24 protein-coding genes are annotated in these 25,587 nt (G+C 66.4%); 6 read left to right on the top strand and 18 right to left on the bottom strand.

Going from position 1 to position 25,587, the window contains the following annotated elements; all coding sequences use genetic code 11:
- Window positions 1-101: 101 nt before the first annotated feature.
- Window positions 102-665 (top strand): hypothetical protein, encoded by a 564-nt coding sequence (locus tag BZF57_RS12070; protein WP_143738487.1) that lies wholly within the window; start codon window positions 102-104, stop codon window positions 663-665.
- On the opposite strand, the gene wecB is transcribed toward BZF57_RS12070, so the two are convergent.
- The 7 genes from wecB to cysD form a co-directional block, all read right to left on the bottom strand.
- Window positions 643-1,782: a non-hydrolyzing UDP-N-acetylglucosamine 2-epimerase gene (gene wecB / locus BZF57_RS12065; protein WP_086738179.1), complete on the bottom strand. Its 1,140-nt coding sequence runs from the start codon at window positions 1,780-1,782 to the stop codon at window positions 643-645. The two genes, BZF57_RS12070 and wecB, sit on opposite strands and share 23 nt — an antisense overlap.
- Entirely contained in the window at window positions 1,779-3,083 is a 1,305-nt protein-coding gene (wecC, locus tag BZF57_RS12060) for a UDP-N-acetyl-D-mannosamine dehydrogenase (protein WP_086738177.1), read from the bottom strand. The genes wecB and wecC overlap by 4 nt, the downstream gene beginning before the upstream one ends.
- A gap of 95 nt (window positions 3,084-3,178) precedes the next feature.
- Window positions 3,179-3,661 (bottom strand): glycosyltransferase, encoded by a 483-nt coding sequence (locus tag BZF57_RS12055; protein WP_086738175.1) that lies wholly within the window; start codon window positions 3,659-3,661, stop codon window positions 3,179-3,181.
- Window positions 3,658-4,116, bottom strand: coding sequence for a glucuronosyltransferase (locus BZF57_RS12050; RefSeq protein WP_086738173.1), 459 nt, complete (start codon window positions 4,114-4,116; stop codon window positions 3,658-3,660). The genes BZF57_RS12055 and BZF57_RS12050 overlap by 4 nt, the downstream gene beginning before the upstream one ends.
- 74 nt (window positions 4,117-4,190) lie before the next feature.
- Complete coding sequence (locus BZF57_RS12045; protein ID WP_086738171.1) at window positions 4,191-4,961, bottom strand: 3'(2'),5'-bisphosphate nucleotidase CysQ; 771 nt, start codon at window positions 4,959-4,961, stop codon at window positions 4,191-4,193.
- Window positions 4,958-6,871, bottom strand: coding sequence for a sulfate adenylyltransferase subunit CysN (cysN, locus tag BZF57_RS12040; RefSeq protein WP_086738169.1), 1,914 nt, complete (start codon window positions 6,869-6,871; stop codon window positions 4,958-4,960). The genes BZF57_RS12045 and cysN overlap by 4 nt, the downstream gene beginning before the upstream one ends.
- On the bottom strand, window positions 6,871-7,773 hold the full coding sequence (gene cysD, locus BZF57_RS12035; RefSeq protein WP_240505962.1) for a sulfate adenylyltransferase subunit CysD: 903 nt from the start codon (window positions 7,771-7,773) through the stop codon (window positions 6,871-6,873). The genes cysN and cysD overlap by 1 nt, the downstream gene beginning before the upstream one ends.
- 148 nt (window positions 7,774-7,921) lie before the next feature.
- Here cysD and BZF57_RS12030 point away from each other — a divergent pair, with 148 nt between their 5' ends.
- Window positions 7,922-9,001 (top strand): CaiB/BaiF CoA transferase family protein, encoded by a 1,080-nt coding sequence (locus BZF57_RS12030; protein WP_086738165.1) that lies wholly within the window; start codon window positions 7,922-7,924, stop codon window positions 8,999-9,001.
- Window positions 9,001-9,450 (top strand): MaoC family dehydratase, encoded by a 450-nt coding sequence (locus tag BZF57_RS12025; RefSeq protein WP_086738163.1) that lies wholly within the window; start codon window positions 9,001-9,003, stop codon window positions 9,448-9,450. The genes BZF57_RS12030 and BZF57_RS12025 overlap by 1 nt, the downstream gene beginning before the upstream one ends.
- Window positions 9,451-9,454: 4 nt before the next feature.
- On the opposite strand, the gene BZF57_RS12020 is transcribed toward BZF57_RS12025, so the two are convergent.
- Genes BZF57_RS12020 through BZF57_RS12005 form a run of 4 tightly spaced genes read right to left on the bottom strand, consistent with a single transcriptional unit; the run spans window position 9,455 to window position 13,801 of the window.
- Window positions 9,455-10,867: an efflux transporter outer membrane subunit gene (locus BZF57_RS12020; RefSeq protein WP_086738161.1), complete on the bottom strand. Its 1,413-nt coding sequence runs from the start codon at window positions 10,865-10,867 to the stop codon at window positions 9,455-9,457.
- 4 nt (window positions 10,868-10,871) lie between these two features.
- A complete protein-coding gene (locus tag BZF57_RS12015) occupies window positions 10,872-11,861 on the bottom strand; it encodes an efflux RND transporter periplasmic adaptor subunit (protein ID WP_086738159.1) in 990 nt (329 codons plus the stop codon).
- Between the two features lie 57 nt (window positions 11,862-11,918).
- Entirely contained in the window at window positions 11,919-12,650 is a 732-nt protein-coding gene (locus tag BZF57_RS12010; protein WP_086738157.1) for an ABC transporter ATP-binding protein, read from the bottom strand.
- Window positions 12,651-12,664: 14 nt separating this feature from the next.
- Entirely contained in the window at window positions 12,665-13,801 is a 1,137-nt protein-coding gene (locus tag BZF57_RS12005) for an ABC transporter permease (RefSeq protein ID WP_086738155.1), read from the bottom strand.
- A gap of 94 nt (window positions 13,802-13,895) precedes the next feature.
- Between BZF57_RS12005 and BZF57_RS12000 the strand changes: the two genes are divergently transcribed.
- Window positions 13,896-14,558, top strand: coding sequence for a TetR/AcrR family transcriptional regulator (locus tag BZF57_RS12000; RefSeq protein ID WP_086738154.1), 663 nt, complete (start codon window positions 13,896-13,898; stop codon window positions 14,556-14,558).
- A 120-nt stretch (window positions 14,559-14,678) separates the two neighbouring features.
- The gene (gene ftsH, locus BZF57_RS11995) at window positions 14,679-16,637 is read left to right on the top strand and encodes an ATP-dependent zinc metalloprotease FtsH (protein WP_086738152.1); all 1,959 of its coding nucleotides are present in this window, start codon (window positions 14,679-14,681) and stop codon (window positions 16,635-16,637) included.
- A gap of 74 nt (window positions 16,638-16,711) precedes the next feature.
- Here ftsH and BZF57_RS11990 read toward each other — a convergent pair whose 3' ends face one another.
- The 6 genes from BZF57_RS11990 to BZF57_RS11965 form a co-directional block, all read right to left on the bottom strand.
- Window positions 16,712-17,467, bottom strand: a complete 756-nt coding sequence (locus BZF57_RS11990; protein ID WP_086738150.1) for a ParA family protein — start codon at window positions 17,465-17,467, stop codon at window positions 16,712-16,714.
- 92 nt (window positions 17,468-17,559) lie between these two features.
- Complete coding sequence (locus BZF57_RS11985) at window positions 17,560-18,615, bottom strand: DUF3667 domain-containing protein (RefSeq protein WP_086738148.1); 1,056 nt, start codon at window positions 18,613-18,615, stop codon at window positions 17,560-17,562.
- A gap of 58 nt (window positions 18,616-18,673) precedes the next feature.
- A complete protein-coding gene (locus BZF57_RS11980; protein ID WP_086738146.1) occupies window positions 18,674-19,417 on the bottom strand; it encodes a ParA family protein in 744 nt (247 codons plus the stop codon).
- Between the two features lie 222 nt (window positions 19,418-19,639).
- Complete coding sequence (rpoZ, locus tag BZF57_RS11975; RefSeq protein WP_086738144.1) at window positions 19,640-19,984, bottom strand: DNA-directed RNA polymerase subunit omega; 345 nt, start codon at window positions 19,982-19,984, stop codon at window positions 19,640-19,642.
- A 193-nt stretch (window positions 19,985-20,177) separates the two neighbouring features.
- Complete coding sequence (locus tag BZF57_RS20800) at window positions 20,178-21,437, bottom strand: hypothetical protein (protein WP_143738486.1); 1,260 nt, start codon at window positions 21,435-21,437, stop codon at window positions 20,178-20,180.
- A gap of 336 nt (window positions 21,438-21,773) precedes the next feature.
- On the bottom strand, window positions 21,774-23,159 hold the full coding sequence (locus BZF57_RS11965; protein WP_086738138.1) for a protein arginine N-methyltransferase: 1,386 nt from the start codon (window positions 23,157-23,159) through the stop codon (window positions 21,774-21,776).
- 276 nt (window positions 23,160-23,435) lie between these two features.
- On the opposite strand from BZF57_RS11965, the gene chrA reads away from it, so the two are divergent.
- The gene (gene chrA, locus BZF57_RS11960) at window positions 23,436-24,782 is read left to right on the top strand and encodes a chromate efflux transporter (protein WP_086738135.1); all 1,347 of its coding nucleotides are present in this window, start codon (window positions 23,436-23,438) and stop codon (window positions 24,780-24,782) included.
- Here chrA and BZF57_RS11955 read toward each other — a convergent pair.
- Window positions 24,779-25,582 (bottom strand): lipid II flippase Amj family protein, encoded by an 804-nt coding sequence (locus BZF57_RS11955; protein ID WP_086738133.1) that lies wholly within the window; start codon window positions 25,580-25,582, stop codon window positions 24,779-24,781. The genes chrA and BZF57_RS11955 overlap by 4 nt on opposite strands.
- Between the last annotated feature and the right edge of the window lie 5 nt (window positions 25,583-25,587).

The following is a 25,587-nucleotide window of genomic DNA, read 5'->3' as shown; positions in this document are numbered from 1 at the left end:
TGTGAGGCGCCTGCATTGGCCGATTTGCGCGCTTTTCATCACCGTCCGCCACCGTCTGGCGCGGAGCTGGAAGACGTCACGAAAGACCCGTTGGAAGCCTCATGACAAGTGCCCTGACTTCAGTCCCTTCCCTGTTCAGCCTGATGGCCGCCTCGCTCTATGGCGGGGTCGTGCTGTTCTGCATTGCAGCAGCGGCGGTGGCGGTGGTGCGGCAACAGCAGGCATGGCATGTCTGGGCCTGGCTGCTGCTGGCGGCGCTGTTTGTCGGGTTGAGCCTGCTGCGAGCCTACGGGGTCGAGGCGGCCTTACGCGATGACCTGCGGATCCTGCTCTACCGCGACGGGGTCTATGATGAGCGTCGCACCTTCCAGCGGCCCGTTGCTGCAGCTGCGGTGGCGCTGGTCGCGCTCGGGGTTGCTGCCTGGATCTACCACGGATTCCGGACGGTCGCCGGCAGGCGCAACGTCGCCGTCATGGTCGCTTGTGCGAGCGCCTTTGCCATGGTCGGGCTGTTGGTTTTCCGCCTGATCTCCCTCTCGCCGATCGACAAACTCCTCTACGGACCGGCCAAGATCAACTGGATCGTCGATATCGGGAGCAGCCTCGCGGTGCTGGCGAGCGCGGCCTATTACGCCGTGCTGGTCAGCCGAAGGACTGCGCGATGATGTTGGCAATCCGCTGGCTCGCTTGCCCGTCGCCATAGGGATTGTGCGCCCGCGCCATCGTCTGATAGGCTGCAGGATCATCGAGTAGACGTACGGTTTCTGCAGCAATAACAGAAGCATCCGCGCCGACGAGCTTTGCGGTGCCGGCCGCTACGCCTTCCGGCCGCTCGGTCGTGTCGCGCATCACCAGCACCGGCTTGCCGAGCGAGGGTGCTTCTTCCTGGATGCCGCCGGAGTCCGTCAACACCACGTCGCAGGCTTCCATCATCGCCACAAAATCGAGGTAATCCAGCGGGTTGATCAGAGCGATATTGTCGTATCCGGCAAGCGCCGGGCGCATCACACCGGCGACGTTGGGATTGGGATGCAGCGGATAGATGATCGCGACATCATCCCGCGTAGCAAGTGTCTGCAATCCCTGCGCAATCTGCGCCATGCCCGCGCCGAAATTCTCGCGCCGGTGGGCAGTCACGGCGATGATCCGCTTGCCCTGAAACCGCTCTTTCAGCGGCGCGATGGCAGGCGCGAGCGAGGCATCGGCGGCGATTTTCTGCTGCGCGAAAAGTAGGGCATCAATCACCGTGTTGCCGGTAACGTGTAGGCCTTTTTCGTTGGCATTTTCAGCGCGCAAGGCTGCCGCAGCGGTCTCGGTGGGGGCAAAATGCAGGTCGGCGATCACACCGGTCACCTTGCGGTTCACCTCCTCGGGCCAGGGCGAATAGATGTCCCCGCTGCGAAGCCCGGCCTCGACGTGACCCACGGGAATCCGCCGGAAATAGCACGCGAGGCTCGCCATCATGGTGGTGAGCGTGTCGCCATGAACCAGCACGCGGTCGGGCTGTAGGTCGTCCAACGCGGCCCCGAAACGGGTCAGAATGCGGCTGGCAAGGCCATCCAGAGACTGGTCTGGCTGCATCAAGTCGAGGTCTAGGTCGGGTCTGAGCGAGGCTAGAGCCAGCACAGCGTCGAGCAATTCGCGGTGTTGGGCGGTGACGACCACCTTCACGTCGAACAACCCGGTTTCGCGCAGCGCGAAGACCACCGGGAACATCTTGATCGCTTCGGGACGGGTGCCGAAGGTCACCACGATGCGCGGTTTCGCGCGCCCGGAAGTCATCGCCGCAGCATGCCCCGCGTATCGAACACGAGCTTGCCCGAAAGATCCTCGGAGCCGAGATGCTTGAAGGCGGTGTGATCGACCAGCACCACCACAATCTCCGCCTGCCGGAGCCCGGCGTCAAGCGTGACCAGCTGCGCGCCGGTGCCGTCGAAGGCCTTGGGCAGTTCGTCGGTGAAGGGTTCGACCACAAGGATGCGCTCCCCGTGGGTATGGGCCAGCGCCTCGGCGATCTCGAGCGCGGGGCTTTCGCGGAAGTCGTCGATGTCGGGCTTGAAGGCGAGGCCGAGCAGGGCAACCTTGCCTTCGGGAGCGGCATCGAGCAGCGCGCGGATCTTGCCTTCGGTGTGGATCGCCTTGTGGTCGTTGACCTCGCGCGCGGTGCGCACAAGACGGGCCGCTTCGGGGGCGCCCGCGACGAGGAACCACGGGTCGACCGCGATGCAGTGGCCGCCGACGCCCGGGCCGGGCTGGAGGATGTTGACGCGCGGGTGGCGGTTGGCGAGGCGGATCACCTCCCACACATCCACCCCGATCACGTCGGCCACCATCGAAAGCTCGTTCGCAAATGCAATATTGACGTCGCGGAAGCTGTTCTCGACCAGCTTGACCGTCTCGGCCACCCGCGCGGTGGTGTAGAGGCAATCGCCTTTGACGAAGCTGGTGTAGAGCACCGCCGCGCGCTCGGCGCAGGCGGGCGTCACGCCGCCGATCACGCGGTCGTTGTGGACCAGTTCGTTGACGATCCGGCCCGGCAGCACGCGTTCGGGGCAATAGGCGAGCGCGATGTCCGCCTCGTCATCGCCGCCATCGCGGGGCACGACCAGATCGGGGCGCAGTTCGCTGATGATCTGCGCGACGCGCTCGGTCGTGCCGACGGGCGAGGTGCTTTCGACGATCACGCAGGCACCGGGCAGGATGCGCGGCGCGATCGCGCGCGCGGCGGCTTCGACATAGGTGATGTCGGGCGCATTGTCCGCACCCAGCGGGGTCGGCACGGCGATCATGTAGAAGCTCGCGGTCGGCACCTCGGTCGAGGCGACCAGCGTCTGCGCGGTGATCGCATCGTGCACCAGCTTGTCGAGATCGCGCTCCTCGATGTGGACGCCGCCCGCGTTGACCGTGTCGACCACGCGCTGCGACACATCGACGCCGCACACGCTCCAGCCATAGGAGGCGAGCAGCGCGGCGGTGGGCAGGCCGATGTAGCCGAGGCCGATCACCGCGACCTGATGGTCGGGCGCGGGATGGGCAAGAGCCTTGCGCCCAAGCGCGGCGGTGGCATCGAATGGAGCGTTCATGCGGTCAAAGTCCCGGTTCTTGACCGGTCTGATGGCCGCAAAGCCCTTAAAATCGCGTTAGGCTAACCGCGTTTTTCACCATGCCTGCCGCGCGCTCAGACGGCACGGTTCTCGATGAAGGCGGCAAGCGCGGTGTGGAGCTGGTGGGCAGTGGGTGATCGGGCCGCGGTCCAGTCCTCCAGCGCGAGACCCTCGGCAATACGGCTGGCGAGCTCGCTTTCGTCCGCTGCCACGAGGATACCGGGGCGCCCGGCCAGCTTGCGCACCGTGGCGAGCTGGTGGTCGTTGCGATGCTCGCCCAGATCGGCGCGGCGCGGCATCAGCAGGATCGGCTTCCTGCAGCGCGCCGCGGTGAGCACTGTGCCGATCCCGGCATGGGCGACGATCAGCTTCGCCTCGCCCACCAGCGTCTCGAACTCCGCGGGCGCGATCTTGGGGCGGGCTTCCATATGCGCGGGCTGGTAGGTGCCCTTGCCAATCTGCGCGACGACCGGCATCCCGAGGCCGGGCGCCAGTTCGTCCATCGCCGCGATCAGCCGGTCGAAGCCGAGCTGCATGCCAACCGTGACGATGATCACAGCACCGCTCCGTGATAGCGCGGGCGGTCCGGGCCGGCGAGGTGTTCCCACTGCGTCCAGCATTCGTGGGCGAAGCGCTTGGACAGCTTGCCGCACATCGACAGTTCCTCGCCATTGGCGACGGAATCGATCCACAGCGTGCGCGCGCCGATCAGCCGTCCGGCGAGGATGCAGAAAAAGCCGGGCGCCGCGCCGGTCGAGAGGATCACCTTGGGCCGGTGCTTGAGCACCACCTTGAGCGCGACCAGCGCACACAGCGCGGATTGCAGCGGCATGTTCTGGTTGCAATCGGGCAGACGCTCGACATCGGTCACACCGTGCTGGAGCGCCACCGCCGGTTCGGTCGTGGCAAAGCGGATATCATACTGGGCAAGGGTGGGGCGGAGCAGCATCAACTGTTCCCAGTGGCCGCCGCCCGAGGCGACCGCGAGCACTTTGATGCCGGCATTTCCCACGCGCGAAAATCCCCCTTCGCTGCATTGCACAATTCAGCCTTGCGGGCTTTGGGCAATCGGCGCGCGGCTGTCAATCAGCCTGCGAGGCGGGCGACCTCCGCCAGCACCCGCTCGGCCCATTCCGGGCGGCAGATCAGGAGATCGGGCATGTAGGTATCGGGCTGGTTGTAGACGAGCGGCGCGCCGTCGATGCGCGAGCAGTGCAGCCCGTGGGCCAGGGCGACAGCGACAGGGGCGCAGCTGTCCCATTCGTACTGCCCGCCCGAATGGAGATAGACCTCCGCCTCGCCCCGGACCACGGCCATTGCCTTGGCGCCGGCGCTGCCCATCGGCACCAGCGCGCCGCCGAGCGCGGCTGCCACGGCCTCGGCCTCGCGCGCGGGGCGGGTGCGGCTGACGACGAAGCGGGGGGGCACAGTGGCAGCGGGCAGGGCGCAGGGCTGGTCGGACCGTATCACGACCTCGCCGGGCAGCCCCGGCAGCGCGACCGCGCCATGCACCGGAACGCCATCGACCGCGAGGGCGACATGCACCGCCCAGTCGCTGCGCCCCTCGCTGTATTCGCGGGTGCCATCGACCGGATCGACGATCCACACGCGGCTTTTCGTGCAGCGGGCGGGGTTGTCCTTTTCCTCCTCCGACAGCAGCGCGTCATCGGGCCGCGCGCTGCGGATCGCCTCGCACAGAAAGCGGTTGGCATCGCGGTCGCCCGCATCGCCCAGCGCCTTGCCCGCCAGACCCGCGTTCTCGCGCACCAGCGTCAGCAGGCGACCCGCCTCCAGAGCGAGCTTCGCCGCGAGCGCGGCATCATCGAGTGCGGCATCATCGAGTGCGGCAAGGTTCATTTCAGCGGCAGAATCCGGTCGATGATGTAGCGTGCCGCCTCTTCGGGGGTCATGTCCACGGTGTTGACGCGGATTTCCGGATTTTCGGGCGGCTCGTAGGGGCTGTCGATCCCGGTGAAGTTCTTGAGCTGGCCCGAACGTGCCTTCCTGTAGAGCCCCTTCACGTCGCGCGCCTCGGCGACCTCGAGCGGGGTATCGACGAAGATCTCGATGAACTCGCCCTCCGGCAGCATCGCGCGCACCATGTCGCGCTCGGCGCGGAAGGGGCTGATGAAGGCGGTGAGGACAATCAGCCCCGCGTCTGCCATCAGCTTGGCGACCTCGCCCACGCGGCGGATGTTCTCGATCCGGTCGGCCTCGGTGAAACCGAGATCGCGGTTGAGGCCGTGGCGGACATTGTCGCCATCGAGCAGGAAGGTGTGGCGGTTCATCACGAACAGCTGCTTTTCGACCTCGTTGGCGATGGTCGATTTGCCGCTGCCCGAAAGGCCGGTGAACCACAGCACGCGCGGCTTCTGGTTCTTCATCCCGGCGTGGTCATCGCGCGTGATTGCGACCGGCTGCCAGTGGACATTGTCCGCGCGACGCAGGTTGAACTCGATCATCCCCGCCGCGACCGTGGCGTTGGTGAACTTGTCGATCAGGATGAACCCGCCGAGCTGGCGGTTGGCGCTATAGGGCTCGAAGGCGATCGGCCGGTCGGTCGCGAATTCGGCGACGCCGATGGCGTTGAGACCCAGCGTCTTGGCGGCAAGATGCTCGAGGCTGTTGACGTCGATCTCGTATTTGGGCGGCTGGACGGTGGCGGTCACCATCTGCGTGCCGAGCTTGAGCCAATAGCCGCGCCCGGGCTTCAGCGCTTCCTCGTCCATCCACACGAAGGTGGCGCAGAACTGGTCCGAGGCCTGCGGCGGATCGCCGGCGGCAGCGATGAGATCGCCGCGCGAGCAATCGACCTCGTCGGCGAGGGTGAGGGTGACGGACTGGCCCGCCACCGCCTCGTCGAGGTCGCCGTCGAAGGTGGCGATGGTCTTGACGGTGCTGGTCTTGCCTGAGGGCACGATCCGCACCGCATCGCCCGGACGGATCGTGCCGCTGGCGATCTGGCCCGCAAAGCCGCGGAAGTCGAGGTTGGGGCGGTTGACCCACTGCACCGGCATGCGGAACGGCTGGCCTTGCGCGGCGGCAGCATCGACCTCGACCGTCTCAAGGTGCTCGATCAGCGCCGGGCCTGCATACCACGGGGTGTTGGCGGACGGCGCAGTGGTGATGTTGTCGCCCTTGAAGCCCGAGATCGGGATGGCGGTGAACTGCGCGATCCCGATCTCGGACGCGAAACTGCGGTAGTCGGCGACGATGTGCTCGAAGGTGGCCTGGTCGTAGCCCACGAGGTCCATCTTGTTCACCGCCAGCACCACGTGACGGATGCCGAGCAGGTGGACGAGATAGGAATGCCGCCGCGTCTGCTGCAGCACGCCCTTCCTCGCATCGATCAGGATCACGGCGAGGTCCGCGGTCGAGGCGCCTGTCACCATGTTGCGGGTATATTGTTCGTGCCCCGGCGTATCGGCGACGATGAACTTGCGTTTCTCGGTCGTGAAGAAGCGGTAGGCGACGTCGATCGTGATCCCCTGCTCGCGCTCGGCGGCGAGGCCGTCGACCAGCAGCGCGAAGTCGATCTCCTCGCCTTGCGTGCCGTGCTTGATGCTGTCGCTTTCGAGGGCGGCGAGCTGGTCCTCGAAGATCATCTTGGAATCGTAGAGTAGCCTGCCGATCAGGGTCGACTTGCCGTCATCCACCGAGCCGCAGGTGATGAAGCGCAGCAGGCTCTTGTTCTGGTGCGCCTCGAGATAGGCCTCGATATCCTCGGCGATGAGCGCGTCGGTGCGGAAGGAGGAATGGTCGTTCATCAGAAGTACCCTTCCGCCTTCTTGTCTTCCATGCTGGCCGACTGCCCCTTGTCGATCGCGCGGCCCTGGCGTTCGGAGCCGGTGGCGAGCAGCATTTCCTGGATGATGTCGTTCATTTCGGTCGCATCGCTCTCGGTCGCGCCGGTGAGCGGGTAGCAGCCCAGCGTGCGGAAGCGCACGGAGCGGGTGATGGGCTCCTCGCCCTCCTCGAGCCGGAAGCGTTCGTCGTCGACCACCAGCAGCATCCCGTCACGTTCCACCGTGGGGCGGGGCTTGCTGAAGTAGAGCGGCACGATGTCGATTTTTTCGAGCGCGATGTATTGCCAGATGTCGAGCTCGGTCCAGTTGCTGATCGGGAAGACGCGGATGCTCTCCCCCTTGGCCTTCTTGGCGTTGTAGAGGTTCCACAGCTCGGGGCGCTGGTTCTTCGGATCCCAGCGGTGGCTGGCGTTGCGGAAGGAGAAGATGCGCTCCTTCGCCCGCGCCTTCTCCTCGTCACGCCGCCCGCCGCCGAAGGCCGCGTCGAAGCCGTGGGCGGTCAGCGCGCGCTTGAGCGGATCGGTGAGCTGCGCCTGCGAATAGAGCGCGCTGCCGGTGTCGAACGGGTTAATGCCCTGCGCCTCGGCGTCCTCATTCTGGGCGATGATGAGCTTCAGGCCATACTCCCGCACCGTCCGGTCGCGGTGGGCGAGGAGGTCGGCGAAGTCCCATCCGCTCGCCACGTGCAGCATCGGGAAGGGCGGGGGCGCGGGGTAGAAGGCCTTGCGCGCCAGATGCAGCATCACCGAGCTGTCCTTGCCCACCGAATAGAGCATCACCGGGTTCTCGGCCTCGGCGACGACCTCGCGGAAGATGTGGATGCTTTCGGCTTCGAGCCGCTCGAGATGGGTCAGGGAACGCATGGTGGTGCAGTTAGACGCTGAAATGCCGCTCACAAGCAAGATTGCCTTTTGCATGGCCAAGGCGAGGCTTGCGGGGCGCCGCTGTCAATGTGGGCACTTGCCCTGCGTCGGGCGGCTTGCTTAAGGCTCGGGGCAAAGGGAGAGACATATGACTCAGTCGTCGGGGCCGCTTGCCGGTCTTCGTGTTCTGGAATTCGCCGGCATCGGTCCGGGGCCGCACGTCGCGATGCTGCTCGCCGATCTCGGCGCCGAGGTCGTGCGGATCGACCGGCCGGGCGCCGGGTCAAGCAATCCGGTGGTCGAACGCGCCCGGCACCGGCTGGCGCTCGACCTCAAGAGCGACAAGGGCAAGGCCGCCGTGCGCGCCGCCGCTGCCAATGCCGACGTGCTGATCGAAGGCTTCCGCCCCGGCGTGATGGAGCGGCTGGGGCTGGGGCCCGACGTGCTGCTCGAAGCCAACCCGCGCCTCGTCTATGCCCGCATGACCGGCTGGGGGCAGGACGGCCCGCTCGCCCAGGCCGCCGGGCACGACATCAACTACATCGCCATCACCGGCGCGCTCGCTGCGGTCGGCAAGGCGGGCGATACCGCGACCCCGCCGCAGAACCTCGTCGGCGATTTCGGCGGCGGGTCGATGTATTGCGCCTTCGGGATCATGGCCGCGCTCTACGAGCGCGAGCGTTCGGGCAAGGGACAGGTGGTCGACGCCGCGATCGTCGACGGGGCGACCAGCCTGATGAGCTTCTTCTTCGGGGTGCGCCACGTGCCGCACCTCTCGACCGAGCGGGGCAAGGGCATGCTGGGCGGGGCGGCGCATTTCTACCGCTGCTTCACATGCGCCGACGGGAAGGAGATCAGCCTCGGCTCGATCGAGCCGCAGTTCTACGCGGAGATGTTGAAGCGCGCCGGCGCGCCGGAAGAGCTGGCGCAGGCGCAGATGAACCCCGCCAACTGGGATACCTATGCCGACAAGCTCGCCGCGCTGTTCGCCACCAAGACACGAGCCGAATGGTGCGAGCTGCTCGAAGGCACCGACGCTTGCTTCGCGCCCGTGCTCGGGATCGAGGAGGCGCGCGAGCACCCGCACATGAAGGCGCGCGGCGCCTATGTGGAGCACGACGGCATCTGGCACACCGCCCCCGCGCCGCGCTTCAGCCGCACGCCGGGCGCGGTCCGGTCGAGCGCGGATGATGGCGCCGAGGTGGTCGCCCGTTGGGGGGCCGCCTGATGGCCGGCAAGTACTTCGACGAATGGCAGGTCGGCGAGCGGATCGAGCATCCGATCCGCCGGACCGTGACCGAGACCGACAACCTGCTGTTCTCCACTATGACCCACAACCCCCAGCCGCTCCACATCGATGTGGAGGCAGCGAAGGCCAGCGGGTTCGGTCAGATCTTGGTCAACTCGACCTTCACCTTCAGCCTGCTGGTCGGGCTGTCGGTTGGGGAGACGACGCTCGGCACGCTGGTCGCCAACCTCGGCTTCGACAAGGTGGTGACGCCCAAGCCCGTCTTCATCGGCGATACCCTGCGCGCATCTTCCGAGGTCAAGGAACTGCGGGAGAGCAAGTCGCGCCCCGATGCGGGGATCGTCACCTGGGTGCACGAGATGATGAACCAGCGGGGCGAGGTGGTGTGCCGCTGCGAGCGATCGGCACTCATCCAGCGGCGGGGGTGAGCGGCTAGTCTGCCGCCATCACCTCGCCGCCCAGCGCCTGCCACAGCACGATCCGCGCACGCGATGCCCGGCCGAGGGCTGCTGCTGCCGCCTCGCCGCTCGAATCCGCCGCGCGGCGGGCTTCGAGCACTTCGAGGAAGCTGGCGAGCCCCGCCTTGTAGCGCGTCTCGGCGATCTGCGCAGCGCGGCCGAGCTGGTCGCGTTGCATTACCGCCAGCTTTGCCTCGGCATCGGCGGCGGTGACGACGCCATAGGCTGCCTCGGCATCGCCCAGCGCCTGATAGACCGCTCCGCGATAGGCCGCGAAGGCCGCGCGCTTGTCACCCGCCGCCGCATCGATCTGCGCGCCGACGCGCCCGAAATCGAGCAGCGGGCCGGCAATCGCGCCGGTCAGCGAGCCGACGAGGGAATCGTCGAAGAAGTCCTCGGGGTCGAAGGCGAGCAGGCCGATCACGCCCGACAGCGTGATGCGCGGGAAGCGCGCCCGCGCGGCGGCGGCAAGGTCGGCATCGCTCGCGGCGAGATTGGCGGCGGCGGCGGCGACATCGGGCCGGTTGGCGAGGAGGTCGGAGGGCAGGGCGGCCGGTGCGGGCGCCGTGGCAAGCGCCGGTGCGGGGGCGGCGAGCGCCTTGCGCACGGTGGCGGCATCCTGCGCGGTCAGCGTCACCAGCCGGCCGATCAGTCGCGCGCGTTCACTGTCGAGCGCGGCGAGGCGCACGGCGGAGGAACTCGCGGTCGCCTCGGCCCGCACGCGGTCGAAGCCCGGGGCGATCCCGGCGTCCTCGCGCACCTTGGCAAGGCCCGCCAGTTGCTTGGCGGCGGCGGCATCGGCCTCGATCGCGGCGGCGCGCGCGTCGAGCACGCGCCAATCGGTGATGCTCGCGGCGATCTCGGCAAGCAGCGCCAGCCGCACGCCCTGCGCCTGCGCGCTGGCGGCATCGATCCGGGCGAGCGCGGCGCGCTCTTCGGCCTTCAGTCGCCCGAAGAGGTCGATGTCCCAGCTGGCATTGATGTTGGCACCGTAGGAGGTCTGCTCGGCGGGGATGAAGCCCTGCTGCCCGGCCTGCCCGAACTGCGCGGTGTTGATGCGATTGCGCTTCACACTGCCATCGGCGGTGATGTTGGGCAGGCGATTGGCGCCCGCACCCTTGGCACCGGCGCGGGCGGTGTCGATCCGCGCGGCAGCCTCGGCGAGGTTGGGCGCATCTGCCAGCGCCGCCTGCGAGAGCGTCTGATAGGCGGGGTCACCCTCCGGCATCAGCGCGGCGAGCGCTGTTGCGGTGGAGGCTTCCGGGCGGAAGAAGAAGGCCTGCGGAAGCTCGGGCGTCGGCGTCGCAATCTCGGGCGCGGGGTGCATCACGCACCCGCCGAGCGCCAGCGGCATCAGCGCCGCCGCAAGGGGGGCAAAGCGGCGCATCGCCTCAGCCCTCCGTCTTGGCAGGCGCGCCCGCCTTGGCGGGGATGAAGGCGTCGATCTGCTGGCCCACGCGGAACGCCTCGGAGGGCGGCAGGGCGTAGATCAGCTGGAGCACGCGCACGTCGACCCGCTCGGCCGCCGAGTTGGTGAGCGAACGCTTGGGCACCACCTGCGGCTCGGCGCGCACGAAGGTGGCGTTGACGTGGAGCTCGGCCGCCCCGCGCGGGGAAATCACGGCGGGCTGGCCCAGCGCCACGCGCCCGATCTCGTTCTCGTCGATGTCGACGCGCACGTGCAGCGGATTGGTCTCTCCCATCTGGATGAAGGGCGAATTGCTGCCGCCCCCGCCCTGTGTGGCGACGAATTCGCCGGGGTGGACGTTGACCGCGAGGATCTCGCCCGAAATCGGCGCGCGCACGGTCAGCCGCTCGATCTCGGTGCGGGCGGCGGCGGCGGCGGACTGGGCGGCGGCAAGGCGCGCACGGGCCGAGCCGAGGCGGCTGGTCGCGGCGGCTTCCTCGCCTTCGGCGCGGATCACTTCGGAGCGGCTGACGGCGGCAGGATCGGCAAGGCTGCGGTAGAGCGCGAGCTGCTCGCGCGCGGTCTTCTGCGCGGTGGAAGCCTCGGCGATGGCGGCGCGGGCTTCGCCGATCGCGGCGTTGGCCTGATCCAGGCTGGCGCGCGCGGCGCGGGCATCGACGAGGAACAGCACCTGCCCCTTGGCGACCCGGTCACCCGGGCGCACCAGCACGTCGGTGACGAGGCCCGACAGCGCCGAGCCGATGTCGATCACCTCGCTCGCCGGCTCGACCACCCCTGCGCCTGCGACGCGCTCTCCGTTCGCGAGCTTGCCGACCGCCTTGGGCGGCTGCTCGGCGGGCGCGGCGGTGGAGCGGTCGGGCAGGCCGACCAGGATCAGCCAAACGGCGATGGCGACGCCGATCAGGGCGCCGACCGGCAGGATCTGGCGGGCAAAGCTTAGATTGCGGAGCATGGCGTCCTCGGCGGGTTCGGTTGGGAGAGGGTCAGGGAGAGGGGAAGAGAGGGCGTATCAGTGGTCATCGGGCATCTCCGTCCCGTCATGGGTGATGCGCCCGTCTTCCAGAACGATGATCCGGTCGGCGAGATCGAAGATGCGGTTGTCGTGGGTGACGATGATGCAGGCGCGGTCGGGGGCGACCGCGACTTCGCGCAGCAGGTCCATCACGCGGCGGCCCGAGCGCGCGTCCAATGCCGCGGTCGGCTCGTCGCAGACCACCAGCCGCGGTTCGTGGACCAGCGCGCGGGCGATGGCGACGCGCTGCTGCTGCCCGCCCGAAAGCTGGCGCGGCAGCTTGTCGGCCTGGTTGCCGATGTTGAGCTTGTCGAGCAGCACCTTGGCCCGCTCTCGCGCTTCGGCGAGCGGAACGCCCTGCGCGATCAGCGGCACCGCGGCGTTGGCGGCGGCGTCGATCGAGGGGATGAGGTTGTACTGCTGGAAGATGAAACCGATGTTCTTGAGGCGGAAATTCACCAGCTCGGTATCGGTCAGCTTGTAGATGTCAGTGCCGAAGACCTTCACCTCGCCCTCGGTCGGGTAGAGGATGCCGCACATGATCGAGATGAGGGTCGTCTTGCCCGATCCGCTCTCGCCCACGACGTAGGTGAGCTCGCCCGAGCGGATGTCGGTGTCGATCCCGTGCAGCACGCGGATGGTGGTCTGTCCGGCCTCGAAGTCGCGGGTGATGCCCCGGGCGCAGATCGCCGCTTCGGGTGCGCAGCCGCCGATGCTTGTGGTGTCCATGGTTGTCGTCTCGCTCACCGGAACACCGCCGCCGGTTCGGTCCTGAGCACGCTGCGGATCGCGATGAAGCCGGTGATGGCGAGGATCACCACCACGGCGGCCAAGCTGATCAGCGGGATCTGCCAGGGGATGTAGAAGCCCTTGAAGAAGGGGTTGGAACCGAAGCCCTTGATGAAGGCGACCGTGCCCACGACGCCGAGCGAATAGCCGATCATGCCGACCAGGCCCGCCTGCACGCCGACCATCTGCACGATCCTGGAGTTGGTCACCCCGATCGCCTTCAACGCGCCGAACTGCTTGATGTTGTCGCGCAGGAACAGGCTGAAGGTCAGCCCGACGATCGCCACGCCGACGACGAAGCCGAGGAACACGGTGATGCCGAAATTGGTCGGGATGCCGGTGTTCTGGATGATGAAATCGACCCCGGCGCGGGCGAATTCCTTGCGGGTTTCGGCCTTGAGCCCTGTCTCCTTCTCGATCCGCGCGGCGACCCCCTCGGCGGTCTGCCCGGGGGAGATGCCGACCAGCACGAAGCTGAGGCGGTTGCGGGTGCCGGGGACGAAATTGAGCGCGTTCGAATAGCGGGTGTAGAGCACCACGGTGCTCGTGAAGCTGGGGATCGCGTCGGCGATGCCGCGGATCACGGCGCGCTGGTCGTTGAGTTCCAGCCGCTCGCCCAGCGGGCTTGCGCCGTTCGAGAACAGGCGGGTGACGCCGACATCGTCGATCACTACGGTATCGGGTGCGAAGAGTACGTTCTTGTCGCCGGTCGCCATGCGCTTGGGCAGGCCGATCAGCGTCGCATCATCGACCCCGATCACCGCGACGCCTTCGAGGTCGCCATCGGCCGTGCGGACATTGGCCTGCGCGCGCAGGTGCGGCACGGCCCACTCCACCCCCGGCACCGAGCGCACCTTGTCGAGCGCGGTCGAGGGCATGGCGTAGCTGACATCGGTGGTGCGGCTGACCGGGTCCATCACCCACACCTCGGCCTCGGGCGCGTTGTAGACCCCGCTCGCCCCGCGTTCGACGAGGTTGACGAAGATCGTCATCTGCTGGGTGATCAGCAGGGTGGAAAAAGCGATACCGAACAACAGTCCGTAGAACTTCTGCGAGTCCCCGGTGAGCATTCTGATGGCGATCCAGAGCACGTGTCAGGAACCTTTATCAGCAGGTGGGGTTGCGCGAGGGAGAGACTCGCACCATTATTGAACGGCAGCGTTTAACTGAACGGAGCCGTTCACTTTGTCAATCGGGCATTCAGCCAGTCCTGAAAAAAAACCTGTTCGCCGGAAAGCGGGCAGGCCGCTCGATGCCGCAAAGCGCGCCGCGATTGTCGATACGGCGGCGCACCTGTTCTTCCATCACGGCTATGCCGCCACCGCGATCGAGCAGGTTGCCGCCGACGCGGGCGTCTCCAAAGTCACGATCTACAACCAGTTCGGCGACAAGCGCGCGCTGTTCGCCGCCGCGGTCGAATGCGAGTGCGAGAAGATGCGCGGCCATTTTTCGATCGAGGCGGTGCCGCAGGGCACCATCCGCGAGCGGATGACCGCGATCGGCGAGGCGATCTTCGCCTTCCTCAACCGCCCGGAAATGCTGCAATTCGAACGCCGTATCGCCGCCGAGACCGAGGCCGAGCCGGCCATCGGCATCGCCTTCCTCGAAGCGGGCCCCTGGCGAATGAAGCAGGCTTTCGGCGCGTGGCTCGCGCATGAGACCGAAGCGGGCGAGCTGGCGGTTGCCGATCCGATGCTGGCCGCCGAACAGTTCGTATCGATGTGCAAGGGCATGGGCGATCTCGAACGCCGCTTCGGTGCCATCGTCAGCCCCGAACAGCGCGACCGGCGGATCGCAGGCGCGGTCGAGGTGTTCCTTGCGGCCTATGGCACTGGCCAGAACCGATAACCGGAATCGATAAATCGCGAACCCCTGTTCGAAAATTAGCATCATGCCCGCGTCTGCGCATTATCTTGCCATTCACCGAGGCCGTCCTACATTGTCGATGAGGAAAGGAATCCCACCGCGATGAGCCAGCAGAACGATCCCCAGCCGCAAGGCGAAGGCCCCAACCCCTGGGTGAAGCAGCTGATGATCTGGGGCGGCATTTTCCTTGCCCTGCTTCTGGTCGTGACCATGTTCAGCGGCGCGGGCCAGTCCAACGGCACCGCGATCCGCTATTCCGACTTCCGCGCCGCAGTCGCCGAGGGCGAGGTGCAGGACGTGCAGATGTCGTCGGACATGATCACCGGCACGCTCAAGAACGGCGATTCCTTCAGCACCGTGCCCGTGCCCAATGACGTCGGCATCACCAAGCTGATGGAAGACAACGGCGTGCGCTTCACCGGCAAGCAGCGCGAAAGCCAGAGCGTGCTGCTGTTCATCTTGCTCAATTCGCTGCCCTTCGTGCTGATCCTCGGGATCGCCTTCTTCGCCCTGCGCCAGATGCAGAAGGGCGGCGGTGGCGGTGCGATGGGCTTCGGCAAGTCCAAGGCCAAGCTGCTGACCGAGCGTTCGGGCCGCGTGACGTTTGACGACGTCGCCGGCATCGACGAGGCGCGCGAGGAATTGCAGGAGATCGTCGAGTTCCTGCGCGATCCGCAGCGCTTCTCCAAGCTCGGCGGCCAGATCCCCAAGGGCGCGCTGCTGGTCGGCTCGCCCGGCACCGGCAAGACCCTGCTTGCCCGCGCCATCGCGGGTGAGGCGGGCGTGCCGTTCTTCACCATCTCGGGTTCGGACTTCGTCGAAATGTTCGTCGGCGTCGGCGCGAGCCGCGTGCGCGACATGTTCGAACAGGCCAAGAAGAACGCGCCCTGCATCGTCTTCATCGACGAAATCGACGCGGTCGGCCGTTCGCGCGGCCACGGGCTCGGCAATTCCAACGACGAGCGCGAGCAGACGCTGAACCAGCTGCTGGTCGAGATGGACGGCTTCGAAGCCAACGAAGGCATCATCATCATCGCCGCGACCAACCGCCCCGACGTGCTCGACCCCGCGCTGCTGCGGCCGGGCCGCTTCGACCGTCAGGTCGTGGTGCCCGTGCCCGACATCGACGGGCGCGAGAAGATCCTCGGCGTGCACATGAAGAAGGTGCCGCTCGCCCCCGACGTGAACCCGCGCGTGATCGCGCGCGGCACGCCGGGCTTCTCCGGCGCGGACCTTGCCAACCTCGTCAACGAAGCCGCGCTGCTGGCCGCGCGCCGCAACAAGCGGCTGGTGGCGATGCAGGAGTTCGAGGACGCCAAGGACAAGGTCATGATGGGCGCCGAGCGCCGCTCCATGGTGATGACCGACGACGAGAAGCGCATGACCGCCTATCACGAGGCCGGCCACGCGATCGTCTCGATCCACGAAGAAGCCTCGGACCCGATCCACAAGGCCACCATCATCCCGCGCGGCCGCGCGCTGGGCATGGTGATGCGCCTGCCGGAGCGCGACAGCTACTCCTACCACCGCGACAAGATGCACGCGAACCTCTCGGTCGCGATGGGCGGGCGCGTGGCGGAAGAGATCATCTTTGGCCACGCCAAGGTCAGCTCGGGCGCCTCGTCGGACATCCAGTACGCGACCAATCTGGCGCGCAACATGGTGACCCAGTGGGGCATGTCCGAGAAGCTCGGCCCGCTCCAGTACGAGGAACAGTCGGAAGGCTATCTCGGCTACGGGCAGGCGCAGCGCACCTTCCGTTCGGGCTCGACCAACGAGCTGATCGATACCGAGATCAAGGGTCTGGTCGAAGGCGCCCACAAGCGCGCGACCGAAATCCTGACCACCAACGAGGACCAGCTCCACCTGCTCGCCCAGGCGCTGCTCGAATACGAGACGCTGACGGGTGAGGAGATCACTACGCTGCTCGAGACCGGCAAGATCGACCGTCCGGACGCCCCGCGCGGACCGCTGATTTCCGCGCCCGTTCGCGGCTCGGCGATCCCCAAGGCGGGCAAGCGCTTCGGCGGAAAGAGCGACGAGGCCCCGCAGGGCGCCTGACACCGCTGATCGCAGCAATCACCAAGAGGGCGTCCGGAGCGATCCGGGCGCCCCTTTGCTGTGCGCGACCCGCGTCAGGCGAGGACCGCGGTCTTTGCCTCTATCTGCGCCAGCTTGCGCTCGATCCCGTCCCACAGCCGCGCAAAGGCGAGCGCTGCCGGAGAGCGCGGCGCGAAGGTGCCGAGCGGGCGGCGGTGCACCGCGCACATCTCCACCGCGCTGACCATCGGGATCGCGGGCCAGGTCGGATTGGCCGCCAGCGCCTCGAGGTGGAGCGAACGCCGCCGGTCGATCATCGAGAGCACCGGCAGGGTCGGGGGAGGCCGCTTGGTGTGGCGGCGGATTTCCTCGACCACGAAGTCGAACGCGCGCGACGACAGGGGCGAGGGCGACAGCGGCACGATCACCAGCGTCGCCGCGCGCAGCACCTGCGCGCTCAGCTCGTTCAGCATCGGCGGGCAATCGAGGATCAGCCGGTCGTAGCTGCGCGACAGCTGCTTGCCGAGCGTCGCGATCCGGTGCCGCTGCCCCATCCGCAGCAGCATCGAATCCAGCTCGCGCAGGCTGCTGTCCGAGGGGAGCAGGTCGAGACCGGCATAGCTGCTGGGCTGGATCAGCGCATGGGCCGTGACATCGCCGGCAAACAGGCTGCGCGCCTGCCGCTTCCGGCGCGGCTCCAGCGCGAACATGAACCCCGCGCCGTCAGCCGGATCGAGATCCCACAGCAGCGTCCGGCGCGCGGCCGCATGGGCAGAACACCACGCCAGATTGGCGGCAATCGTCGTCTTCCCGACGCCGCCCTTCGCGCTATAGACCGCAATCACCGCCATGACGCACTCCTGCGGGTGCCCGTGCCCTAACCTTGGTTAAGGAACAAGCGGACCGGCGAGACGTTCCCTGTGCGGGACAGGTTGCGGCGTGATCAGAATGCGCCGAGCACGCCGAGGATCAGCAGGAACAGCGTCAGCACGATCTGCACGCAGAACAGCAGCACGCAGAACCGCCAGAAGGCCGAGAAGCGCCCCAGGCTGTAAGCATAGCGCAGCTGCTTGTAGAGATGCAGCGGCGCGCCGATCGCGAACAGCACCGCCGCCCACGGGCCGCCATTGGGGACCGTGCTGAGGATCGACATGACGATGAACAGCAGCGACATGAAGCTGAGCGAATAGGTCACGAAGACCGCGTGGTCGTAGGCCTTGAACTGCCTTCGCCACGCGAACATCAGCCACAAGAACGGCACCGAGAGCGGGATCAGCAACCAGCTGAACTTGTACCCGTTCGACTGCAGCTTGTAGAGCATCAGCCCGGGGTTCTTCTTCCACTTTTCAAGCAGATGCTCGTCGAGCCACGAGCTCCCGGTGTTGAAGGTGACCGACCTTTCGGTCTGAGCATCCTGATTGGCGGCTTTGGACAGCACGAGGTTGAGGCCGGTCAGCGTGTTGTCGATCTCCTGCCGCCGCGGGCTGTTGGCGGGCAGATCGGCGCGCTCCTTCTCGAGCGCGTTGATCTCGTTGCGGACCTCGGACTGGAACGGCTTGTCCGTGTCCGATCCGAAGAGATCGTCGGCCATTTCGGTCGGCGCGCCGATGCCGACCATCTGGAACACCGCGAACATTGCGAAGACGGTGAACAGGAACATCGACATCGGGCTGACGAACTTCGCCCGCTCGCCCGCGATGAAACGGCGGGTGAGATCGCCAGGCTTGAACACCAGCAGCGGTAGCGTGTTCCAGAGCTTCCCGTCGAGGTGCAGCACCCCGTGCATGATGTCGTGGCCGATCGCGGCGAGGCTGCGGTGGATATGCGCCTTCTGGCCGCAGGCGGGGCAGAAATTGCCTGAAAAAACAGTCTGGCAGTTGGCGCAGACCACCGGCCCGGCAGCATCATGGCCATGCGCGCCGGCAGCGTTCGGCTCGACCGCGCGGCCGAGCAGCCCGCCCTCGATCACCGTCCCGATGCCGTCGCCCAGATCGCCCATAGCTCACGCCCCTCTTATCCTTCGGCTATAGGCACAATCGCTGCAGGTGCGAAAGCGGCTATTTGTCCCCTTTGCGGCTCGCGAGCTTCTTCTCGATCGCGGTCCACAACCCCGCCATCGCCCGTGCCGCCGGGGAGCGCGGGGCGAAGGCGCCGAGCGGGCGCTGCTCGACCGCGCACAGCTCCACCGCACTCGCCAGCGGGATCACGGGCCACGCCGGGTTCGCTTCGCGCGCGGCCTTGTGGAGCGAGCGACGCAGGTCGAGCATTGATAAAACAGGCAAAATCGGCGGATGTCCCTTGCCGTGCCCGCGCACCTCCTCGACCACCACCTCGAAGGCGCGGGCCGACAGGGGCGAGGGCGGGAGGGGCACGATCACCAGATCGGCGGCGCGCATCACCTGGGCGCTGAGCTCGCCGAGCACCGGGGGGCAATCGAAGATGATACGCTCGTAGCGCTTGCCCAGCCCCTCGGCGATCCGGGCAATCCGCCTCTTCTTGCCAAGCTCGCCCAGCTGGCGGTCGAGCGCGCGGATGCTCTCGTCGGCGGGGAGCAGGTCGAGCCCCGGATAGGCCGTCGCCCGGATCAGCTTTTCCGGATCGCCATCGCGCAGGAACACACTGTCCGCACTGCGTTTTTTGCGCGCATCCACCCCCAGCAGGAAGCCCGATCCGTTCGATGCGTCGAGGTCCCACAGCAGCGTCTTGCGGCGCGAGATCGTGGCCGAAATCCACGCGAGGTTGACCGCGAGGGTCGTCTTCCCGACCCCGCCCTTGACGCTGTAGACCGCGATCGATGCCATGCGCCGTGATGCCCTCCGCTGCCTTCCGATGAACGGCATAATCGGCGCAGGCGCAACCGCAATCGTCCGCAGACCGCTGTCAAACAACGGTCAAACGGGGGTCAAGACGGGGCTGGAGGGGGTCTGACAGGGGTCAAGAGGGGGTCTGGACCCCCTCGAGACGCCGCTGAAAATAAGGCAACCTATTGAAACGGAACAACAACCGCCCCGCGAACGGCGAAATCAGCCGTCGTAATCGCCGCCCAGCGACGACGTGCGCGCCGGTGCCGAGGCGGTGATCCGCAGCGCTTCGGCCGACTGGCTGAGCGAGCCGATTTCGTCGGCCTCGTCCTCGTCGTCCGGAAGGATCTTCTGAAGACCGGTCACCAGCGATTCATGCAGGCCGGCAGGCGTGATGGTCTGTTCGGCGATCTCGCGCAGCGCCACGACCGGGTTCTTGTCGCGATCGCGATCGATGGTCAGCTCGCTCCCACCCGAAATCTCGCGCGCACGCTGCGCGGCGAGCAACACGAGGTCGAACCGGTTGGGAACCTTGTCGACGCAATCTTCAACGGTAACGCGTGCCATGAGCGGGCCTTATGCAAGAATCGCAAAAAGTAGGGAAGCGCGCCAGCTAGGGCGGGACCCTCGCGAAGTCAAGGAAAAGGGGGTGGGGTGCTGAGGGCTCGCGAAAGTTTCAGGCAATAACTGTAGCCTAGCACCCGGACCCTACAAAACCTCACTTTCCGAAGTCCTCATCAATTGCAGCAAAGTGAATGATTCACCACTTGATCCGAATCTTTGGTACGACCCTGCTTACGGCGTCTGCTACGTTTTGAGGCGCATTTCGCATTTCGTTGCCGACGTTGCGAAAGACCTTAACGACGTCATTGTTCGGTCCAGGGCCATATCGCAAATCATTTACAGCATTGTTCCAGTTGCGGACGAGATCATTGTTTGGTCCGAACTGTTGTCCAAGGGCGGTGCCTGCAGACTGGAACGCCTGAACGATCGTGTTGTTCGGACCAAAGCACCCCGAGCCGCCGACACCTTGAGTGAAGCACTTGTTAAGCTCCATTGCGGTCAACTGGCCTCCCGCGCAGCCGGCAAATGCCATAGGCTCTCCCCCTGTCGTAACAGCGCACTGCACGGCGATTTGCGTCTCGGTGTTCATGTCGAGCCTTCCTGCGCCGTAGCACATTGCAGTACCCAGAACCGACACATCTCCACGGCTGCTTTGTTGTTGAACGCACTGCAAAAGCCGGCCGGTGTCTTGATCAACGTTGGCACTGGCCAAGCATAGAGGGTACTGGCTGTAGTCATTCCCGAACTGCTGCTGACAGGCCGAGAGAGTTTGGGCGATCTGCCGCTCTTTGGAGCCACCTAGCGCGCCAACCATACAGAACGCTAAAGCCTGCTCGTCGGCGCCTTGTTGCGCACATTCGTAGACAGCACGCTCTCTCGTTCCTGCCATCGCTTTGACCATGCAATCGCCAAAAGCCCGCCGGTTACCAGCAGAACTCTGGTAGCACTGGATAGCACGCTGCTCTGTAGTGATCATGGGCACGCCGTATGGACGTTCATTAAACTGCGTTGCGAAGGCTTGCGGTAGAGGGCGCTCACCTACAGGCGTTTGAACAATTATGTTGGATGCCAGAGCTGGAGGAGAGTAGACAGTTGAAAACGGGTTCTGTTGCACAAAATTTGAATTAAATTGACATCCTCCTATTACCTGCCAACCAAGCCCTCTTGTGATTTCGATCAGACTTCCGTCCCAGCCAATAAAGTATGCATTAATCATGGGATTAACAGCTGGAAGCTGAAGAAAAGTCATAAATGAGGGGTCGCGTCTCGTAAATCCACCGTTACCAGGATTTCCTATTTGATGCGCATAGTAGTTGGAGTAGAATACGAATGATTGGCCACGCGAAAGATCGTTACACTGTCCAACAACTTGCTGCGCGGCCGAAGGAGTGGCTGCAGCCGCGGCAATGGTCGCCAAAGAAATTGTAAGCAATTTTAGAATTTTGTGCAGAAACATCTCCAGTGTCCTCCCCCAAGATCTCCCAGAAAGATCGCTCCATTCGTTGTACGATCGGGCAAGAATTTAGGTGATTTCAACAATGACCTCAAGGACAAAAGTCCGGTCTACAAATCAGGCTAAGACTCCATATAATGCGTTTTGCAAAACGTCGCGTTTTCGATTGCCAATGATGAATCGGCTGACGCAAGCAGTGGCTCAAACGCTAAGCGCTGACAGTATGTCGCCGTTGACTGAGATGCTTCGAGGGAAATGGGTTTGCCCTTATTGGCAATTTCCGATCTCTTCTGCGATGCATTGAGTCTCTCGTTAGCGGAAGATCGTTCCGCCCCCTCCTCACGCCGCCTGCAACTCCGCCTGGGCCGCTTCCACTTCCAGCGGGCGCACGATCAGGGTTACCCGGTCGTGCCCGACCGCCACGTTCAGCATGTCGCCCGCGCGCACTGCGACGGGGGCGGGGAAGGGGTGGAGGACTTGCAGCCAGCCGCCGTCGCTATAGCCGTCGGGGTGGTTGTCGAAGCTGATGCCCTCGGCGAGGTCGACCTGCATCCATTGCACGATGCCCGACGCCATGCCGTCCTCGACCACCGGGATCGACAGCATCTGGAGCTCGCTCGCGTGCTGCTTGCGGGTGAGGTCGATCCGCAGCAGCTCGACATCGGCGGACAGGCGCTTCCAGTCGGTCATGGTGCCGTGGATCGGGAGCTTCTGCGCCGCGAGCGCGCCGAAGCGCGAGACGTCGAAGCCCGAGACCTGATCGACGAAGACATAGTCGGCGAGCACCTGGCTTTCGACGAGGCAGCCTATCGCGCTGGCCGCGCGCGGGATGATGATCGCATCGGGCTTCAAGAGCCGCGCGTGGGCGTCCTCGAAGGTGTCGATCACGCGTTCGGTCAGAAGGTCGCTCGAGAGGATTTCGGAGACGAGGATGTCGGCCCGCTCGTCCAGCTCGCGGCCGACTTCGAGCGCGCTGGAGAGCGCGGTGTGGACCGCGATGCGATCGGCATAGCCGTTGTCGGCGATGATCGCGCGGGCGGTGTCGGCGATGACGGGCACGACCTCGCAGGCGGTGATCGCCTCGGCTCCGGCGCGCGCGGCCATCATCGACAGGAGCCCGCTGCCGGTGCCGATGTCGAGCACCCGCGCGCCCGGGCCGGCAGCGGCGATGGCGGCGATGATCGCGGCTTCGAAGGCGCCGTTACGGCGCGCATCGTTGAGCATCGGGATGTGCCAGAAGGGCACCAGCTCAGCCGAGAGGCGGCGGATCTGGTGCTCGATATGGAGGTTGCCCGGTTGCAGCGCGAGCGCGGCGGTGAACTGTTCCAGCGCCTCGCTCTTGTGCCCCGCATCGGCGAGCATCACGGCAAGGTTGTTGGCGGTGACGGGGTTTTCGGGATCGGCGGCGAAGCTCGCGCGCAGGGCGGCGATGGCCTGCTCGATGCGTCCGGTGCGGCTGTATATCAGGCCCTTCTCGTGATGGGCGACGGCGTGGCCGGGATCGAGCGCGAGCACCGCGTCCCACAGCTCAAGCGCCTCTTCGGTGCCCCCGCGCGCGCCCACGATGCCGGCGAGGATGGGGAGGATTTCGGCGACGCGGTAGCCCGCCTCGATGACCATGCGGTAGCGCGGTTCCGCCTCGGCGAGGTTGCCGGCCTTCTGCAAGGCGAGCGCCTCGTCGAGGATGGAGCGGATCGTGGTGAGGGTGTGCGCGCTGTCGGTCATGCGATCTCCCGGTCGGGCCTGTGGATGGGGGTGCCGCCGGTTATTGGCGCATAGGGTTAAGAGGCCCGGCGGGCGGGACTAGGTATGATTGGCAGGGGGCCTTAAACATCGGCGAGGCTGCCCGGCCGTGCCCCCTTGCGCGGCGGCGCGGGGGCCGATAATCCGGAGCGAACGGGGTAGAGCAACCTCCCGTCCAGGCCGAGACAGGCCCAAGCGTTGCCTCGTCATTCCCCTGCCGGGCGCACCTCGCGCGGCGGGGCCATTTTCGAGGTAGGCATGGCAGGGCCGGACGTTTCGATTGCACATTCTCCCGCAGGCGCGGTGGCGCCCACTCCCTCTTTTGCAGAGCTGGTCGCCGCCTTCACGCGGATCGGGTTCCTGAGCTTTGGCGGACCCGCCGGGCAGATCGCCCTGATGCACCGCGAGCTGGTGGAGGAACGCCGCTGGGTGGCGGAGGAGGACTATCTCCACGCGCTCAATTTTTGCCACCTGCTCCCGGGGCCCGAGGCGCAGCAGCTGGCGACGTGGATCGGCTGGCGGATGCACGGCTGGCGCGGGGGGCTGGCGGCGGGGCTGCTGTTCGTCATTCCGGGTGCCTGCATCATCCTCGCGCTGTCGGTGCTCTATGCGCTGGCGGCGAACCTTGGCTGGGTGGCGGCGCTGTTCCTCGGCGTGAAGGCGGCGGTGCTGGCGGTGGTGGTGCAGGCCTTGCTGCGGATCGCGGGGCGGGCGCTCGACACCGGGGTGAAGAAGGGGCTGGCGGCGGCGGCCTTTGCCGGGCTGTTTCTGTTCGATCTGCCCTTTCCGCTGATCGTGCTGGGATCGGGCGTGGCGGGCATGCTGATTGCGCGCACGCGGCCTGACCTGCTCGCGCTGAAGCCCGCGAAGGGCGGCGGGACGCTGCCCCCCAATCCTTGGCGCACCACCGTTACTTCGGTGCTGGTGTGGGGCGCGATCTGGGCCGCGCCGATGGTGCTGATCGCGGTGACGCTGGGGCAGGGGCACGTGCTGTGGCAGATCGGCGCGTTCTTCTCGCAGCTCGCGATCGTGACCTTCGGCGGGGCCTATGCCGTCCTTGCCTATATGGCGCAGGAGGCGGTGCAGGGCTTCGGCTGGCTGCAGGCGGGCGAGATGGCCGACGGGCTGGGGCTGGCCGAGACCACGCCGGGGCCGCTGATCCTGGTGACGCAGTTCGTCGGCTACCTCGCCGCCTACCGCGCGCCCGAGCCGTTCTCGCCGCTGGTGGCGGGGCTGCTCGGCGCGGGGCTGACGACGTGGGTGACCTTCGCGCCGTGCTTCCTGTGGATCTTCGCGCTTGCGCCGTGGATCGACCGGCTGGGGCAGGCCGTGTGGCTGAAGGGCGGGCTTGCGGCGGTGACGGCGGCGGTGGTGGGCGTGATCGCCAACCTCACCGCGTGGTTCGCGCTCCATGTGCTGTTCGCCCGTGTCGGCGAGGTGGAGGCGGGGCCGCTGCGGCTCTCGTGGCCCGAGCTTGCCAGCTTCGACTGGCGCGCGGGGCTGCTCGCGGCGCTCGCCTTCGCGCTCGCTTTCGGGGCCAAGTGGTCGGTGCTGCGGCTGCTCGCCGTGTGTGCTGCGGGGGGGCTGGCGCTGAGCCTCGTCTAGAGCCAGCCTGCCGCCCAGGCGATCACCACAGCCGCGGGCACCAGCATTACCTGCGCGATGAGGGTGCCTGCTAGCCGGCTCAGCGAGACCCAGATCATCGCCCGGCGGAAGGTCGCCTCGCTCACCGAGCCATCGACCACATCGTCGGTCAGCGCCGAGATCTGCGGGTCGATCAGCGCGAAGAGCAGGATCGTGGCAAAGCCGTTGACGATCGCGGTCATCTGCGAGGCGGTGACGCGGAATTCGGGGACGAGGTAGCCGGCATAGAGCGAGGCGATCACGCCCACCGCCAGCAGCGCCTGTGCCAGCGCATTGGCGATCAGCACGCTCCAGCTCACCCCTCGCTCGCCCCTGAGCGACTTCAGCGTCTCGCCCGAGGGCATCGCGACCGAATCCCGCAAGGTGGCAAGGCCCGAAGGCGTCATGGAGCGCAGGATCAGCTTGGTGGTCGAGCGGTTGTGCTGGAAGAAGGTGATCGCCGCGGCAAACACCCGCTGGCCGGTCGGCACCAGCACGATGCCGAGCGCGACCGAGGCGGCGGCGGCGAATAGCACCAGCCTGAGGTCGAAGATCAGGGTGGAGCCATCGCCGGTGGCGAGTGCGGTCTCGATCCGCTTGGCGAGGAAGGGGCCGAGAAAGCCGTTCGAGGTGCGGCTCACCAGCAGCAGCACGTTGAACAGGGCAAAGGAGAGCGCGATGCGCCCGGTGCGCACCCCCGCGATGCGCGCCGCATAGGCGAGCGCACCGATGAGGTTGATCACGCCCGTCAGCGCGCAAATGAGCAGAAGTTCGGTATCCATCGGGG

Origin of the sequence: Erythrobacter colymbi (genome assembly GCF_002155685.1) — a bacterium.
GTDB classification, from domain to species: Bacteria; Pseudomonadota; Alphaproteobacteria; order Sphingomonadales; family Sphingomonadaceae; genus Erythrobacter; species Erythrobacter colymbi.
The sequence above is the reverse complement of the archived record's forward strand: the minus strand, read 5'-3'. Positions and strand labels throughout refer to the sequence as shown.

What these genes read in the sequence shown, in the direction of transcription:
- BZF57_RS12070 (WP_143738487.1), top strand. Translation starts at nt 102, where the DNA reads ATGACAAGTGCCCTGACTTCAGTCCCTTCCCTGTTCAGCCTGATGGCC.
- wecB (WP_086738179.1), bottom strand. Translation starts at nt 1,782, where the DNA reads ATGACTTCCGGGCGCGCGAAACCGCGCATCGTGGTGACCTTCGGCACC.
- wecC (WP_086738177.1), bottom strand. Translation starts at nt 3,083, where the DNA reads ATGAACGCTCCATTCGATGCCACCGCCGCGCTTGGGCGCAAGGCTCTT.
- BZF57_RS12045 (WP_086738171.1), bottom strand. Translation starts at nt 4,961, where the DNA reads ATGAACCTTGCCGCACTCGATGATGCCGCACTCGATGATGCCGCGCTC.
- cysN (WP_086738169.1), bottom strand. Translation starts at nt 6,871, where the DNA reads ATGAACGACCATTCCTCCTTCCGCACCGACGCGCTCATCGCCGAGGAT.
- cysD (WP_240505962.1), bottom strand. Translation starts at nt 7,773, where the DNA reads ATGCGTTCCCTGACCCATCTCGAGCGGCTCGAAGCCGAAAGCATCCAC.
- BZF57_RS12030 (WP_086738165.1), top strand. Translation starts at nt 7,922, where the DNA reads ATGACTCAGTCGTCGGGGCCGCTTGCCGGTCTTCGTGTTCTGGAATTC.
- BZF57_RS12025 (WP_086738163.1), top strand. Translation starts at nt 9,001, where the DNA reads ATGGCCGGCAAGTACTTCGACGAATGGCAGGTCGGCGAGCGGATCGAG.
- BZF57_RS12020 (WP_086738161.1), bottom strand. Translation starts at nt 10,867, where the DNA reads ATGCGCCGCTTTGCCCCCCTTGCGGCGGCGCTGATGCCGCTGGCGCTC.
- BZF57_RS12015 (WP_086738159.1), bottom strand. Translation starts at nt 11,861, where the DNA reads ATGCTCCGCAATCTAAGCTTTGCCCGCCAGATCCTGCCGGTCGGCGCC.
- BZF57_RS12010 (WP_086738157.1), bottom strand. Translation starts at nt 12,650, where the DNA reads ATGGACACCACAAGCATCGGCGGCTGCGCACCCGAAGCGGCGATCTGC.
- ftsH (WP_086738152.1), top strand. Translation starts at nt 14,679, where the DNA reads ATGAGCCAGCAGAACGATCCCCAGCCGCAAGGCGAAGGCCCCAACCCC.
- BZF57_RS11990 (WP_086738150.1), bottom strand. Translation starts at nt 17,467, where the DNA reads ATGGCGGTGATTGCGGTCTATAGCGCGAAGGGCGGCGTCGGGAAGACG.
- BZF57_RS11985 (WP_086738148.1), bottom strand. Translation starts at nt 18,615, where the DNA reads ATGGGCGATCTGGGCGACGGCATCGGGACGGTGATCGAGGGCGGGCTG.
- BZF57_RS11980 (WP_086738146.1), bottom strand. Translation starts at nt 19,417, where the DNA reads ATGGCATCGATCGCGGTCTACAGCGTCAAGGGCGGGGTCGGGAAGACG.
- rpoZ (WP_086738144.1), bottom strand. Translation starts at nt 19,984, where the DNA reads ATGGCACGCGTTACCGTTGAAGATTGCGTCGACAAGGTTCCCAACCGG.
- BZF57_RS20800 (WP_143738486.1), bottom strand. Translation starts at nt 21,437, where the DNA reads ATGTTTCTGCACAAAATTCTAAAATTGCTTACAATTTCTTTGGCGACC.
- BZF57_RS11965 (WP_086738138.1), bottom strand. Translation starts at nt 23,159, where the DNA reads ATGACCGACAGCGCGCACACCCTCACCACGATCCGCTCCATCCTCGAC.
- chrA (WP_086738135.1), top strand. Translation starts at nt 23,436, where the DNA reads ATGGCAGGGCCGGACGTTTCGATTGCACATTCTCCCGCAGGCGCGGTG.
- BZF57_RS11955 (WP_086738133.1), bottom strand. Translation starts at nt 25,582, where the DNA reads ATGGATACCGAACTTCTGCTCATTTGCGCGCTGACGGGCGTGATCAAC.